The 14895-nt window shown below is 37.6% G+C and carries 18 protein-coding genes; 4 read left to right on the top strand and 14 right to left on the bottom strand.

Annotated elements, in window-relative coordinates; all coding sequences use genetic code 11:
* Nucleotides 1–123 precede the first annotated feature (123 nt).
* The gene (locus RIB54_RS13355; protein WP_350101374.1) at nucleotides 124–567 is read right to left on the bottom strand and encodes a hypothetical protein; all 444 of its coding nucleotides are present in this window, start codon (nucleotides 565–567) and stop codon (nucleotides 124–126) included.
* A gap of 150 nt (nucleotides 568–717) precedes the next feature.
* Here RIB54_RS13355 and RIB54_RS13350 point away from each other — a divergent pair, with 150 nt between their 5' ends.
* A complete protein-coding gene (locus RIB54_RS13350) occupies nucleotides 718–1167 on the top strand; it encodes a hypothetical protein (RefSeq protein WP_350101373.1) in 450 nt (149 codons plus the stop codon).
* A gap of 24 nt (nucleotides 1168–1191) precedes the next feature.
* Here RIB54_RS13350 and RIB54_RS13345 read toward each other — a convergent pair whose 3' ends face one another.
* The 10 genes from RIB54_RS13345 to RIB54_RS13300 all read right to left on the bottom strand — a co-directional run bounded on the left by RIB54_RS13345 (nucleotide 1192) and on the right by RIB54_RS13300 (nucleotide 10477).
* Complete coding sequence (locus RIB54_RS13345; protein WP_350101372.1) at nucleotides 1192–3846, bottom strand: cation-translocating P-type ATPase; 2655 nt, start codon at nucleotides 3844–3846, stop codon at nucleotides 1192–1194.
* Nucleotides 3815–4339 carry a DUF4136 domain-containing protein gene (locus RIB54_RS13340; protein WP_350101371.1) on the bottom strand — a complete coding sequence of 175 codons (525 nt, stop codon included), beginning with the start codon at nucleotides 4337–4339 and terminating at the stop codon, nucleotides 3815–3817. The genes RIB54_RS13345 and RIB54_RS13340 overlap by 32 nt, the downstream gene beginning before the upstream one ends.
* Before the next feature lie 256 nt (nucleotides 4340–4595).
* The gene (locus tag RIB54_RS13335) at nucleotides 4596–4799 is read right to left on the bottom strand and encodes a dodecin family protein (RefSeq protein WP_350101370.1); all 204 of its coding nucleotides are present in this window, start codon (nucleotides 4797–4799) and stop codon (nucleotides 4596–4598) included.
* A gap of 97 nt (nucleotides 4800–4896) precedes the next feature.
* On the bottom strand, nucleotides 4897–5283 hold the full coding sequence (locus RIB54_RS13330; protein WP_350101369.1) for a DUF302 domain-containing protein: 387 nt from the start codon (nucleotides 5281–5283) through the stop codon (nucleotides 4897–4899).
* 148 nt (nucleotides 5284–5431) lie between these two features.
* On the bottom strand, nucleotides 5432–6373 hold the full coding sequence (locus RIB54_RS13325) for a sodium:calcium antiporter (RefSeq protein WP_350101368.1): 942 nt from the start codon (nucleotides 6371–6373) through the stop codon (nucleotides 5432–5434).
* A gap of 5 nt (nucleotides 6374–6378) precedes the next feature.
* Nucleotides 6379–6828 carry a pyridoxamine 5'-phosphate oxidase family protein gene (locus RIB54_RS13320; RefSeq protein WP_350101367.1) on the bottom strand — a complete coding sequence of 150 codons (450 nt, stop codon included), beginning with the start codon at nucleotides 6826–6828 and terminating at the stop codon, nucleotides 6379–6381.
* 10 nt (nucleotides 6829–6838) lie between these two features.
* The gene (locus RIB54_RS13315) at nucleotides 6839–7234 is read right to left on the bottom strand and encodes a hypothetical protein (RefSeq protein ID WP_350101366.1); all 396 of its coding nucleotides are present in this window, start codon (nucleotides 7232–7234) and stop codon (nucleotides 6839–6841) included.
* 83 nt (nucleotides 7235–7317) lie between these two features.
* Nucleotides 7318–8010, bottom strand: a complete 693-nt coding sequence (locus RIB54_RS13310; RefSeq protein WP_350101365.1) for a Crp/Fnr family transcriptional regulator — start codon at nucleotides 8008–8010, stop codon at nucleotides 7318–7320.
* Between the two features lie 232 nt (nucleotides 8011–8242).
* The gene (locus tag RIB54_RS13305) at nucleotides 8243–8896 is read right to left on the bottom strand and encodes a response regulator (protein WP_350101364.1); all 654 of its coding nucleotides are present in this window, start codon (nucleotides 8894–8896) and stop codon (nucleotides 8243–8245) included.
* A gap of 81 nt (nucleotides 8897–8977) precedes the next feature.
* A complete protein-coding gene (locus RIB54_RS13300; protein WP_350101363.1) occupies nucleotides 8978–10477 on the bottom strand; it encodes a PAS domain-containing sensor histidine kinase in 1500 nt (499 codons plus the stop codon).
* 160 nt (nucleotides 10478–10637) lie between these two features.
* On the opposite strand from RIB54_RS13300, the gene RIB54_RS13295 reads away from it, so the two are divergent.
* From RIB54_RS13295 to RIB54_RS13285, 3 genes are all read left to right on the top strand, one after another.
* Nucleotides 10638–11075, top strand: coding sequence for an Hsp20/alpha crystallin family protein (locus RIB54_RS13295; RefSeq protein WP_350101362.1), 438 nt, complete (start codon nucleotides 10638–10640; stop codon nucleotides 11073–11075).
* A 95-nt stretch (nucleotides 11076–11170) separates the two neighbouring features.
* Nucleotides 11171–12004, top strand: coding sequence for a universal stress protein (locus RIB54_RS13290; protein ID WP_350101361.1), 834 nt, complete (start codon nucleotides 11171–11173; stop codon nucleotides 12002–12004).
* Nucleotides 12005–12014: 10 nt separating this feature from the next.
* Nucleotides 12015–12431: a hypothetical protein gene (locus tag RIB54_RS13285; RefSeq protein ID WP_350101360.1), complete on the top strand. Its 417-nt coding sequence runs from the start codon at nucleotides 12015–12017 to the stop codon at nucleotides 12429–12431.
* 16 nt (nucleotides 12432–12447) lie between these two features.
* Here the strand turns inward: RIB54_RS13285 and RIB54_RS13280 are convergent, their stop codons facing one another.
* From RIB54_RS13280 to RIB54_RS13270, 3 genes are all read right to left on the bottom strand, one after another.
* Nucleotides 12448–13251: a phosphotransferase gene (locus RIB54_RS13280; protein ID WP_350101359.1), complete on the bottom strand. Its 804-nt coding sequence runs from the start codon at nucleotides 13249–13251 to the stop codon at nucleotides 12448–12450.
* A 218-nt stretch (nucleotides 13252–13469) separates the two neighbouring features.
* Nucleotides 13470–13985, bottom strand: coding sequence for a P-loop nucleotide/nucleoside kinase family protein (locus RIB54_RS13275; RefSeq protein ID WP_350101358.1), 516 nt, complete (start codon nucleotides 13983–13985; stop codon nucleotides 13470–13472).
* A 22-nt stretch (nucleotides 13986–14007) separates the two neighbouring features.
* A complete protein-coding gene (locus RIB54_RS13270; RefSeq protein WP_350101357.1) occupies nucleotides 14008–14886 on the bottom strand; it encodes a hypothetical protein in 879 nt (292 codons plus the stop codon).
* Between the last annotated feature and the right edge of the window lie 9 nt (nucleotides 14887–14895).

Below are 14895 nucleotides of genomic sequence, written 5' to 3'. Positions count from 1 at the left end.
CTGTAATACCTAACTGGTTTTGCCTTAACATTTTTAATAGAAATTGCCAGTCAACTTAGCATTTTACTATTCAGTAGTAAGTTAGTTAAATTTTGATACTGACACTTCTAAATAAAACTAAAATCAGGCCTGAACAAGTCGCTTCATTTTTTTGTGCTGCATCACCTCTTCAGTAATGGCAAATATATGCCTCTTTAATGACCTAAGCGCTTTGGTGAAAATATTGAAACTTGTTTCCAACATAATATGCTCTTTCCTTTGATAAAAATTCTCAAGACTCAACTCATTAGTCATTAGTAATTTTATTTTGGACATATAATCAGTGATGTCTTTCGAAAGTTCTTTATGTACTTTTTTAGTCTCTTCAAGCCGGGCAACCAGTTTTGGCAAGCTTGGAAGGTCATTCTCGCCAATTAAGTAAATAAAATATTTATTTATTAAAGTAGTGAGAAAATTTAATTCATGCTTGTAAAAGTTCAGATCTGATTTCCAATGTGAAGCATATACAAATGATGACGTGAGTCTATCATTATCCTCCTCCATTTCTTCATCTTCATAAGTTCTCATAGCTATTCAGTTAAATTTATTAAATCTAATAGACTATAAAATTGGTGAAGGTTTTTGCCATGTGAAATGCCCTCAATCAATCGTCTTATTGATACTGATCATTTCATATAGATGGCTATGTACCTAGCTTTAATATAAAATATTACAGCTATGAATAAGAACAACATTTTCAGAAATACCGCTGTCAAATTTGGAGCAATTCTAGGGTCGATTTTAATTGCCATATTTCTTGCTATGGAAGTGCTTTTATTAGTGCAGTCGCTGGCTATAAGGATTTTGGATGTGGTTATTATCTATCTGATAGTCGGAAGGTCATTACATTATTATCAGCTGCACTCCAGCGAAGGCCATAGTTATCTTAGAAATCTGGGACTTGGAGTAGCCACTTCTTTTTTCGGAATGTTACTGTTCGCTTTGTTTTTGGCGGCTTATTTATCACTGATTAACCAAGGATACATGAATTTTCTAAAAGAGGTACTTCCTATGGGGCCATACCTTAATCCCATCATTATTGGTTTATTTTTACTTATTGAAGGAGTAGGCATAGGAGCATTATCAGGTTTCATTCAGGCATTAATGATAAAGAAAATGGAATTGTGATGTTTAGCTATGCTGCATAATTTCTCAAGTCAGTTTCTTTAATAATCGTATAACCACTACCGGAGCAAATGAACCCACAGCTATTATTACCCCCGATTCACGACTAAAACTACCAATGTCAAGTACCTCTCTTATTGGAGGTATCCAATAAGCTAATATCATCAATAAACTGCAAAATATTATCGCCAGCCATAGATGTGGATTTCTAACAATTTCATTCTTAAAAATAGAATCGGTTTTTTTGATCAAATTAAGTGGATGCACTAGTTGGGCAAAAGCCAATGTGTAAAAAGCAATATTATTTGCCAATACAGTATTGGCATGGAGTACCTGAATGCTAAAGATATAAACCCCCAGTACAGAAATAGTGAGTACTAACGCATAGCCTACTATTGACTTCCAGTCATCAGTAGTGACGATTGGTTCCTCAGAATTTCTAAATCTTCCTTTCATAATCCCCACATTTCCACCTCCCATACCAAGCGCCAATGCCGGAAAAACATCTGTTACCAGATTTAAAAACAATATCTGGAGGGGCAGCAATGGCAAAGCCATGTTAAAAAAAACGGCCAACCCTACAATCAGGATTTCGCTTAGATTGCAAGACAATAAATAAATTACAAAGTTTTTAATATTATTGATGATAATCCTTCCCTGACGCACTGCATATGCTATAGAACTAAAGGAATCGTCTTGCAATACCATATCTGAAGCCTCTCGTGCCACATCCGTACCACGTAAGCCCATGGCGATACCAATATCGGCCTTTCTAAGTGCAGGAGCATCATTTACCCCATCACCAGTCATGGCCACCACATTGCCCTGATCCTGATAATATTTCATTAGTGCAAGCTTTTGGGCAGGGTTAACCCTTGAGTAAATAAGTATATCCTTCAATATTTCTGTAGAGGTTAAATCAATCTTTGCAAGATCACTGCCATGCATAACTGTTTCATTGGCATTATTCGTAAGACCAATTTTCAGGGCAATGGCCTTCGCTGTCTCAGCATGGTCTCCTGTCACCATCACCACTTTTATGCCTGCTTCATGACACTGTGCCAAAGCCATCGGCACTTCAGCCCTGGGCGGATCTAGGAAGCCAATCAACCCAATAAAGGTAAACCCTGATAAATGATCGACTGTTTTATCGGCAGGTTGTTTATAGCCAAAACCCAATACTTTTAAACCATCGGCTGCTAAATAGTCAATCTTTCCCTTCCACTCCTTAATTTCATTCTCACCAAAAGACACCTCTTCTCCATCCACCAAAAACATAGTGCATTTTTCCAAAACTTCAGAAGGCCCACCCTTAATAGAAATGAAATGTCGATGATTTTCTATCATATGACCTGTGATCATTATTCTTGATTCACTGTCAAACACCTTTTCATAGTACCGCTCATATTGACACAATGTATTGAATAAAGGGGCATTTTGTTTGAATACAAATCGTAAAAGCGCAATCTCCAGTGGGTCACCTATACCATCTTCAGAATTTCGAATTGATCCATTATTGCACAATGCAGCTACTTGCAATAAGCGATACATACTCGGATCTTCCTGCGCAGGTAAAATTTGCCCGTTCTCCACCAAAAAATCATCATTATGGCTTATGAAGCTAAGTCTGTGAACCTCCAATTTATTTTCTGTCAGGGTTCCAGTCTTATCCGTCATTATCAGATCGGTTTCACCCAGTGTTTCCACGGCTGCCAGTTTTTTCACCAGCACTTTGTGTTTGGCCATTTTAAACATTCCTTTGGCCAGGGCTATGGTTGCCACGATGGGTAACCCCTCAGGTATGGCAGCTACAGCCAGTGCCAGGGCTGTTTCTATCATCGAGTATAATTCTTTACCTGATATATATCCTACAGTAATAAAAATAACAATAAGGCCTAATGTAAACCAGATAAGCCTGTAGCTAAGCCTATTTAGCTTTATATTAAGTGGAATATCTTCTTTTTTGGTGCCTGAAATCATTTCAGAAATCTTACCTATTTCGGTATTCATTCCGGTACTTGTCACAAGCACTCTACCGTTTCCATTAGTGGCCGATGTGCCTTTAAAAAACATATTATCCTGTTCTGCCAAAATGATATCTGCTTGCAATGGGTATTTGTTTTTTGATACAGGCACCGACTCTCCTGTTAGCATTGATTGATTAACTTCCAACTGTACAGATTCCACAATCCGTCCATCTGCACTTGCAACATCTCCAGCTTCTACAAAAAGGATATCTCCCGGTACCACCAGGCAAGATTCTATAATCATCAATTGACCATCCCTAAAAACTTTGGCCCACTTTTTCTCCAGTTTTTTTAGTGCTTTCATTGAGCGGTGAGCTTGAAACTCAAGTATAAACCCAATAAATGCATTGATGAGAATAACCATAAGTATGGCCACACTCTCAGGGTAATCATCAAACAAGAAGGATATTAGAGCTGCAGCGAAAAGCAGGGCAGTTAAGGCATTTTTAAATTGTGCTAATAGTATTATTAGTGGATTGTATGAGGTAGGCTCCTGTAATTCATTTCGGCCATATATGATCAATCTTTTATTGGCTTCGTCTGCCGTTAGGCCAGAAGAAATGTCTGTTGCCAATGTTAGTTCAATTTCCTTAACAGTAGCTGTATGGGGCAGTGGCATCTGGCTATTTATTGGCCCGATAAGGGTATTCTCCAAAGATTAGTGCTACTGCACCGCTAATGGCGGATTCTACTTCTTCAGGTTTAATATTTATAGATCCTGTTACTCCCCCCTGCCATACAAGTTGATTTTGACTTCGATCTATTAGGTCTATAATCAACGACCCCTCTTCATAATCATAAATATTAATGTTATAATCTTGCCAGTACCTGTAGCGTGCCGCACCAGGATAACTGCGAACCTCTTTTTTAGATTGAATCAAAATGTGAATATCGACCAGCAAATCAGGGCTAATGGTGTCCTTTTCATAGCCCTTGCCAGTAAGCTGGCTCTCCACAGCTTTAATAATTCTTTTACGGTTCAGGCTATTATCGTACTGTGGATAATCATATTGAACTTCGCTGGCCAGTGGCGCCAGGTCAAAGGTGTGATAAGCAGAAAAATCTGCCTCCCGGTCATAATCAACAATAACATCGGGATTTGTAGCACATGAAGTCACCAATAGAATGAGCAAAAGTAAATTTTTCATGTTAACCTAGGGTATTTAGTATGCTAAACAATATGATCAGGAAAATCAAAACCCCAATAACCAGTAATTTTTTATTTTTAATATTCATGATTATTAGTTTAAGTGCTGTAAGAATACCAGCAAGGAGAACATCCGGGTGCCTCTCACCTGTCAATAGGGTGGCCACCAATCTTGACGATCCCCTTACTGGTACATTTAATTGAACAACATTTGATAAAGCCACTATCATGTCTTTCTTAACTTAAATTGGAGAAATCTATGACTCTATTGAGAACGTTATTTTAGCGTTTACACGATACTGAACTATTTTGTTATTTTCTACCCTGGCACTGTGGTCATGAATATAAATTGATTCAATATTGTGCAAAGTCTTAGCAGCTTCTGTAACTGCTCCTTGTGCGGCATCTTCCCAACTCTTATCGGAATGTGCCAATACTTCTATTACTTTATGTAGCGCCATAACTGCCTCCTTTTTTGTCAAAAGTACCACCATACTCCTTCAGGTGACATGATCCCTATTAACAGTCAGAATGATCTTTGTCAGCACTCAATAAAGTTTATAGTTGTTCTATAACACGGTGTAATTTATCTGCCACTGCAGTAGCTAATTTTGCCAGATTCTCATTCTCCACGGCCATCATTGACGCCTTTGGATCCACAGCTGCAACCTCAGTTGTACCGTCTGGCAGTTGCTGAAGGATTACATTACAAGGGAGCATAGTGCCTATCTTGTTTTCAGAAGCCAGTGCCTTGTGAGCGAAATGCGGATTGCATGCCCCTAGTATTTTATACTTTTGAAAGTCGACATCCAATTTCTTTTTAAAAACTTCTTTAACATTTATTTCTGTCAATACTCCAAAACCTTCTGATTTTAAGGCCTCCGTTACTTTTTCTTCCACCTCTTCAAAAGGCAGGTTAATGATTTTATTAATGTAGTATTTCATAATGGATTGTTTAAATTTTATTTTTTTCTTCAAGTGCCAGAAGCCAATTTTTATAACTGCTCTGTAGTTTCCTGACCAACTATTGCCTCGTTGTGCTCACTCCCTTAGGGGTCAATGCAGTTCTTTGTCAATCCTCTTTAGTTCAATGTCATCCAACATTTTGGACGATTTTGTAACCCAGGTAAACGATGTAAAAAACTATGAGGCCTAAGGCCTCTTTCTTTTGAAGCCCTTTAGTCTTGTTGAAAAATATCAATATCAAACATGAGACAGCTAACAATACAATGAAATCAGGAATCAAGTAATTAATATTGACCTGTATAGGCGCAATGATGGATGCTACACCTACAGGTATCCACAAATCAAAAATATTACTTCCGATCAGGTTGCCTACAGAAAGGCCCGCAGAGCCTTTAATGGCAGCATTAAGCGATACAGCAAGCTCTGGAAGACTCGTGCCGAGGCTTATAATAATAATTCCAATAAAAGTCTGTCTTATACCCCAACTTTCAGCAAGTATAATGGCGTTCTCCACTACCAAATCTGAGGCATATATCACTAAAAAACCACCTGCCAGAATATATAATATATATGGCCAGGCCCTTCCCTTTTGCTTAGTTTCATGTGCGGTCACTTTTTCCAGCCGAAGCAACGAAATGTAATAAACCAGATAGGCCAAAATGAGAATCAAACCATCAGTCAATGATATGACACCATCGTATGCCACCAAAAAGGTAAGGACTATGGACAATGGCATAATCAGCCCTTCACCCATCAGTTGTTTTTTGGTGAGTGTCAAATAGCCAGCCATGCCCGCAATGCCTAATATCACACTAATCTGGGCTATGCTACTACCCAATGCATTACCTACAATTATACCTGATGTGTCAAGCCCTTGATTGCTGATAAGGGATGCTTTGATGGCCACAAAGAGTTCTGGCAGATCTGACCCAATAGCTAATACGGTCAAACCAATAAAAACGTGGGAAAAGTTATAGAATGATGCGATTTTCAGCGCTCCCTTTATCAATACTTCAGTACCAAGCCATAGGCCAAGAAGAGAACAAATAAGGTAAATAAAGATTAGCACAATAATTATCGTTTTTCAAACTTTCCGGTAGCTTCTTCTGGTTTAATACGAAATATGATGGTGTCTTTATTGGTTTTTATTCCGGTTGAGGGTGCATCCAAACCAAAACGAGGCCTGATGGTTTCACTTGTCATCAGCGGATGTACTCTGTTAACCAATATTTGAAGTCCTTCCTCGCGCAGTTCACCTTCCAGTTCTTCATATTTTCCCCAAAGAATAACACTCTGCCAATGCGCCATATTTTCAATTCTTTCCACTTCAAAACAAACTAGTGGATTGCTACGCATGAATTTAACCTTCATACCTTCTATTGTATGACAATAGATATACTCTCCATTATAAGCATAGGTAATGGGAACTACGTAAGCTTTGTTATTTGCACAACACCCAATCCGTCCAATAATTTGGCTGTAAAGCACATTATCAATTTGGATTCTATTTAGGGCTGCAATCATTCTTGTTTTATTAAATAGATTCAAGTGCCTTTTTCAACCCTTTGGTCAAAGCAATCAAAGTGTGATGGTATCTCTTGAGACGTTCGTGCGCATTTCTATAAATCTCATGGTACTTGTCTTCATTAGTATGTGATTCCCTGAGCTTATCGTCCAAAGGGGTTCCTTCTATCAGAAAAGTAATATCCTTTTCATGTTGATTTAGCTTATTACGATGATCAATTAGTGTTTTTAAATGATCCATCAGTGACTCTTCATGATTCTTTATGGCTTCGGTTATGAAAGACAAAGTATCATTTAATGCTTCAGACTCCTCTTCCCACATTTTTAAATCCAATGACCACATTTCAAGGTCTGACTCCCACCTGCAATGGTCTTGGTGGATTTTTAGGTGATTATGCATCTTCATATTTTTACGGTTTTACCAAATTTAAAAATATGGTTATTTGTAACCGATGATGGTTATCAAAGCATAGCATGATACTGATCAAGTCACCTATAGAAGCATGCTGCCCTTTTTAAATTATCAATATCTTTAATTATAATATGTTGACCGTTAAGATCTATTAAACCTTCATTTTTAAATTCATAGAGTAACCTGATAGAAGTTTCTTTGGCTGTACCTACCAAATTTGCAAGATCTCCTCTGCTGAGATTGATACCTGAGGAGCTATCATCCTTATAAATGTCTATCAATTCTAAAAGTATTGACGCCAGTCTACCACGAACAGGTTCATAGGCTGTGGAAACAAGACGTTCTTCCACCTTGTTTAAATCATCGCAGAGCAATTGGGTGAAATAATTTAAAACTGAAATTTCTTTATTACATACACTTTCGAAATCATCCCTGCCGATGTAAAAAAGTGCTGAATCTTCAAGCACTTCTGCATATTCATGAAATCGCTGATCATTTAATAGCGCTTCATGACCAATAGCATCTCCCTGATGAAGTATTTTGATGATCTGTTCTTTACCATCCACTCCAAATTTACTCAACTTCACTTTTCCAGTATCAATGACATACATGCCTCTGGCAATGTTGCCATTACTAAACAATATGTGTCCCCTATTAAAGGTTAGTTTCTCTGCAAGTTCAAGCAAACGATGGAGGGGCATTTTGAACTTGCTATATGATACCCTTAGCTCATTTTCAATAGACAAATCAGAAATCATTACAGTGTTCATATCTTTTTAGTTTAGTTAGTATTATACTAATTGGGATATGAAGTTCGTCCTTTTATAACCCTTCCGGTAGACGTGAAAAACGTAAAATGGAAGCTAAGTAAAAACACCTAGGTTCTAAGCTAAAAAGCGTAGATGATGCTTCCCTTAAGAAGAAATCCGAAATATAATTTATGAATTTGATTTTATAAGATTTCCCAAAAGAATGCCTTACAGGATGTAGAGGGCACAGGTACTAAAGCTCATGTGTCAGGGCGTACTTTACCAACCCTGCCGTATTTTTTACATTGAGTTTTTGCAAGAGGTTTCTTCTATGGGTGTCAATAGTCCTGGGACTAAGGAAAAGTTTTTCAGCGATTTCGGCATTCGTCATTTCTTCAGCGATTAACATTAACACTTCCTTTTCCCGGGATGTCAGTTCACCTTCCGCTGTTTTTTTTCGTTTGTCTTTGTTAGACAAGTAATCCAAAAGCTTGCCTGAAGCTTGTCGGTCAAAATAGCTCTGACCACCAGCAATTCTATTGATAGCGTGTACCAATTCTGACTTTCCTGTAGTTTTTAGTACATAGCCCATAGCACCCTCTTTCAACATACTGATGAGATGTAACTTGTCATCATGCATCGATAAAGCCAATATGTTGATTTTAGGAAATTCCTTTAATATAAGTTTGGTGGCCTGCACTCCATCCATCTCAGGCATTGTAATATCCATAATAACAACATCAATGTCTTTTGGATTTTGTCTGATTAAGTCAATAGCTTCCTGCCCATTGGAAGCTTCATTTACAATTTTGATCCCCTCAACATTTTTCAATAAAGCCTTTACCCCATCCCTGACTATCTGATGGTCATCTACTATAAACACATTGATATGATGGCATGATTCCATAAAAATATGTTTCGCAATTTTTGGTGAATCCTCCTTGTATAAAGTTGATAAGAATTATTCAGAACTTATTGCAATTATGATCTAATTACTTACAGGAATAATAATATTTACCTTTGTTCCGTTTTTTACGGAAGATTTTATATTTAAATCGCCACTCATAGAACCAACTCGTGTGATAATATTCTGCAACCCCAAACCAGTACGTTGGATATCTTCAAGTGAATCATCAAATCCATGCCCATCATCCTGGTAGTCGATATGTATTTTATCCTTCTTTTTTCGAATTATTATCTTGATTGCACTTGCATTAGCATGCTTTAGGGTGTTTTGAATCAACTCCTGTACAATCCGGTAAAGATGCAATCGATATATCTCGCTTAAACCATCACTTACATGATCTGGGTCAATAGTAACTAGAATATGGTGATATTTTGCGGTACGTTCCGCCAAGTCATTTAATGCAGATACCAAGCCATCTCTTATAATGGCATTTGGCATCAGGTCATGTGAGATTGCCCTGGTATCTGAGATTGAATCCAACACTAATTTTAGGGCATCCTTATACGCCTTTTGATTATCATCAGGAAGGAGATGCATATTGTTTTCAAACGATTTCAAATGCATGGAAACAGCAGAGAGGGTTTGTACTATGCCATCATGTAATTCCGCAGCTACCCTTTTTCTTTCGTTTTCGGTACCTATCAGCATGGCTTCAGTTTGTACTTTTTTCAATTCTTCAATGGCTGCAATGTCTATCCCAGAGCTAATGGCACCGATTGCATTGCCACCATCATCGGTAAGCAGGGAATTATGCCATTGTATGAGCTTATATTTACCTGATTTGGTGATAATATGAGAATTGACAAACTCTGTTTGTACTACATTACCCTCCATCAAGTCATTAAAGACTTTTTTTATTCCGGGAGCATCTTTCGGGTCAATGAACTTATCAAACCAGTTTTTGCCAAATACCTCTTCTTCCTTATACTCCAATATTCTACAGCCTTCATGATTAATGGCTTGTACATAGCCATTTCTATCCAACTCTAAAAACAAGGCCTTAGAAAGGTCAAAGAATAACTGGGCTCTTTGGGCATGTATTTTAGATTGAAATTCCATTGATCTTTTTTCAGTTTTGTCAGACACAATGGCAATAGAAAAATGTTGGCCTTTTGTTTGACAAAAACTTAGTGCTATTCTCACCCACACCTTTGTGCCATCCTTTCGCAAACCTTCAAATTCCATATTGCTGCCCATTGGCCTTTCTACAGGACTTTGAGAATACCCTGACCTCAACGCCTTATGCTTTTTTCTTAATGTCAGAGGCAGAAGGATTTCAAGCGGCTGATAAAGCAGTTCGTCATTTGAATATCCGAAAATATGTTCAAGGGTTTGGTTCATCCATTGGATTTTACCATCCTGATCAACTACTAAGATACCATCGTTGATAGAATGGCATATTTTCTCAAAGAGGGCTGCTTTAACGTCCATGAATATTGTTTTTTCCCATGCTAAAGATATCCAGAAATCACTGTGCCTATTCTGATCCTTATCACCAGAGGGTCTGATTTCTATCATCATTGAAATTATATTTTGGCTCAAGGTATGACCCATAAAATGGCTAAATGGCACAAACTAGCCTGATTGATTAACATCACTATGCGAGTTGATAGGCATCATCGTGCTTGTAGAATCTAAAGGCGTAATTTGAATTATGTAAAATTTAAAACATAATAATGCTATGACACTACTGACAAGACCTTCGCTTCTGCCAAGTACATCAACATTTTTCAATGATTTTTTTGATGACATGCGTTTTCCATCATTGAATTTAGGCAACGGATTTAAAAACTTGCCTTCGGCAAACATCATTGAAACTGATAAGGCATTCAACATTGAGTTGGCTGCACCAGGCATGAAAAAAAACGACTTTGAAATAACAGTTGACAATGGCCAACTAACCATAAGCAGTGAGAAAGAAGAAGAGAAAGAAGAAAAAGATGAAAACTATACCAGACATGAGTTTAGTTATAATTCTTTCTCAAGATCATTCTTACTTCCTGATTGGGTTGATGCTGATAAAATCAAGGCTAAATATGAGGATGGCATTTTAACATTGGCTATTCCTAAAAAGCCAGAGGCAACCAAAACTCATAAAAAAGCCATTTCAATCAGTTGAAATGCGCTCCAGTTTATATTGCCCTACTGAATCAAAGAGGCCTTAACCACTCATTAATTCAGTAGGGCTTCTTATAGAAACTTAACAACAAGGTTATGATCAAGCGAATATTGGTTCCAACAGATTTTTCCAATTGTTCGATAAATGCACTCCGTTATGCTGTACAGCTGGCAAAAAAAATCAGATCAGAAGAAATATTAATTATGCACGCCACCGTAGCAGGTGAGGCCTATGACGAAGAGGGTGTAACGCTGGTGTCCAAAAAAACAGCCTGGGAGCGAAAGGAAGAAATAAAAGCAGGTTTTGAATTAATCAAAAAGGCGGTTCCAGAATTACAAGATATCAACTACACCACACGCACCCAGCATGCATCACTTATTGATGCCCTCATTTCTCTATCAATCTCTTCTAATATCGATCTTATTGTTATGGGTACCACGGGAGCCTCTGGTATTGATAAAGTCATTTATGGCACAAATGCTTATACAACCATCAAAGAATGCAACTGCCCTGTTTTGGTTATCCCAGAAAAAGCAACGTTCAAGCATATCAAACACATAATAATGGCCTCCGATTTTAAACAAATGGATGAAGGTGCTTTGGAGCCTTTAAAAACCCTTAGCCAATTATTTGGGAGTACAATAAGCATTGTGCACGTGGATGGGGACAAAAAACTAGCCAACGACAAGGCTGAGGAAGCCAAAAAATTTGAACGGTATTTTAAAAACATTAACCATCGCTACCACTTCATTGAAAATGATGATGTTGAAAAAGGGTTAAATGAATACATAAGAAAATATAACACTGATTTGCTAACATTGGTACCAAGAAAGCATCCGTTGTATGACCAGGTTTTTGGAGGTGGTGATAGCAAGAGCATCATTTTTCATACAAAAATCCCATTGCTGGCCATACCTGAAACACTTTAAAATATGAACCATGAAAAACACTGGAATTTGGTTAGATAAACGAAATGCAATAATTGTTCAAATTGAGGATGACAAAGAAACAATAGAACACATTACTTCTAACATTGACGAGGGCAATGCAAAAGGTGGGGCCAGATCGTCTACCCCATATGGCCCACAAGATGTTGTGTCCGAAAAACACATGCTGGAAAGAAGAAAATTGCAACAAAAAAAATACTTTCAGGAACTGATATCAGTAATCAATAATCCCGACCAACTATTGATTTTTGGGCCCGCAAATACTAAAAAATCTTTGCTTGGGGAAATTGCCACACATAATGAACTTAAGGACAGGCCTGTTTTCATAGAAAATGCAGATAGCATGACATTGCCTCAAATTAAAGCCAAAGTCCGGGAGTTTTTTAAAGAGCAGGAAAGCCGAAAATGAGGTTGCAACAAAGTTGTTACTTTGGTACTGCAGGTAATTTTTCAAGGTACATGTTCATGTGCTTCAAATATTTATCACATTCTGATAATGCCTTTAAATGATCTTCACCAGTAGTACTTTTGGCCCTTAGCGCATTGACCTTGGCACGTACGTTAGCCCTGTACGCTTTGAAATATACAAAAAGGTCACTTTCTTCCTGGCTGTGTATAGTGGAAGTAAGCTTTGTATAACAAACCATAAAATACTCACTCAATTCATTGTGGCCAAATACTTCCAGATCCATACAAAAAAAAGCCAGTTCATTAAGTATGTCTATATGCCGGATGTCTTCATTAAACTCGATACAGTCAAAAATTACCGGTTCATCCAAAAGAAAAATATTCCGCGAGTGCAAATCCCCATGACAGTCCCTGACATGGCCTAATTCTGACCGTAATTTGAATATCCTATGGTAAGATTTCATAAAATCATCTGATCTTTTAATAGCTGATTTTATCAAGTCACCCTGAGGTGTGCCTAACTGCGATGCGATATAGTCACTTTCATCCTTCAGATCATTAAAATTATGTTGAACATTGAAATAATTAGAATCGAAAACTATTCGAGCACTTTCATGAAACTGCACCAATTTTTTAGCTACCTGCTCCATGTGATCCAGTGTGACTTCATTATTTCGCAGCATATTGTCCATTCTTTGCTGTGTGGGCATCCGAGTCATCATCACCGCATAATCGATCACTTTCCCCCTTTCTTTAAGGGAAATTTCTATCCTTCCATCCTGCTCCACAATGGGGACCACTCCCAGATAGATGTTTTCCACCAATCTCCGATTTAATAGCACCTCTTGTTGACAATAAAACAGGCGCTTTTCCAGTGTCGAGAAATTCAAGAAACTATAGCGTACCGGTTTTTTGATTTTAAAAACAATTTGATTGCACAAAATCACCCATGAAATATGTGTCTCAATAAGTTCTGGCTTATCACAATGGACCGGAAAACATGATTGCCGAATTAAGTTATTGATTTGTGAAGTCTTCATTAGGAATGATTCTTATCAAGCAAATATTTCTTTGCCTTTTCAAGCATTTGACCAATATTGGTATTGGTAGAAGTCAATTGTATTAATTGATGCTGATTTTGTTTGTCAAAAGGTTCATGTTGCTGCTGGAGCAACTTATAAACAGAATAATCAGCATCGCTGAACTCTCTTTTTTTGCTTAACCTTTCTTTTATCAAGCTTTCTTCTGCCAGAACCTCAATCCATCTTAAGTGTAGGTTAAGGTCTTTTGAAAGTTTAATAAAATCATTTCTGACATTCTCTTTATGAAATGTACCATCCACAACGAGCGTCTTTTTAGCATGAGCATGATGATATACCTCATCTAACAATTTTTTATAGACCAAAATCTTTTCTTCATCAGAATAGGAAGGCCTGGTAAACAATTCCTTTCTTATCCTATCGGTATTTACATAATCTGCTTCCAGGTCTGCGGCAAGCCTTGAAGCAAAGTAGCTTTTGCCTGACCCGGGAAGTCCAAAGACGATTATGACCATAGTTTCTTTATGTTTAATAATATTATTTAAAAATATAGCCAACACCAGCAGACCAATAAAAGACATTGTCCAATATCTCTTCAAATACAATATCTTCACCAACTTTAACAGTGGACGCATTGACAGGTATAGCATAAATTGGAATAAAAACCAGACGCAACGGGCCTGATTTAAAAGTGATGTTCATGCTAAATTCATAATCCAATACTTGGAATTTTGATACTTCCTCAACCTTTACCTGGCTTGTTTGTGATGTAACACCACCGCCTTGATTTCCTTTGCCTGACCCTTTTCCATAACCCCCACCCTGAGTGATTTGAGAGCTTCGAGTACTGTAATATTCGTTGTAATAATTCTGCGAACCGGCATTGATATAAATAGATGGTGAAACTAATATGTGATTTTTGAAGATGTAAAATGTTCTTAAAACCTCGATTCCGGCAAAAACATCTAACTCATCACTTAATCCAAGGCTTGCGTCTGTTGCAAGTTCAAAAAACTTAAAATCGTATCCCAAATAACCGTTTAAAAACCCTACCATTGCCGAAGGTACGGCATAACTGTCCTGGTTAAAAAAATAAGCACTTAAGGATCCTCCGCCATAAAAGTTTTTGGCATCAGCATCATAACCCATTGAGAGAACAGATAGGTCAATCCTGTTTTGACCTGAAGAAGTAAGGTAAGAAAAAGATCCTTTGGCAAAAAGGCCACTTTTATGAAAATAGGCCAGGGAAGGTGTAAGATATGGGGCTTTCAAAGAGTCAGTCCGCCCCATAAATACATAATCATTGGTGTAGTTGATACTTAGTTTTGCAAATGACAGGTCACTTTTCTCTTCAGCCTGAGCGAACAATTGAGCCCCAACCAAAACAAACAATATAAATAAGCTCGTCTTTTTCATGATTTGAGG

Source organism: Fulvivirga sp. (assembly GCF_040218215.1).
Lineage (GTDB): Bacteria > Bacteroidota > Bacteroidia > Cytophagales > Cyclobacteriaceae > Fulvivirga.
This window is presented reverse-complemented; position numbering and strand designations above follow the sequence as displayed.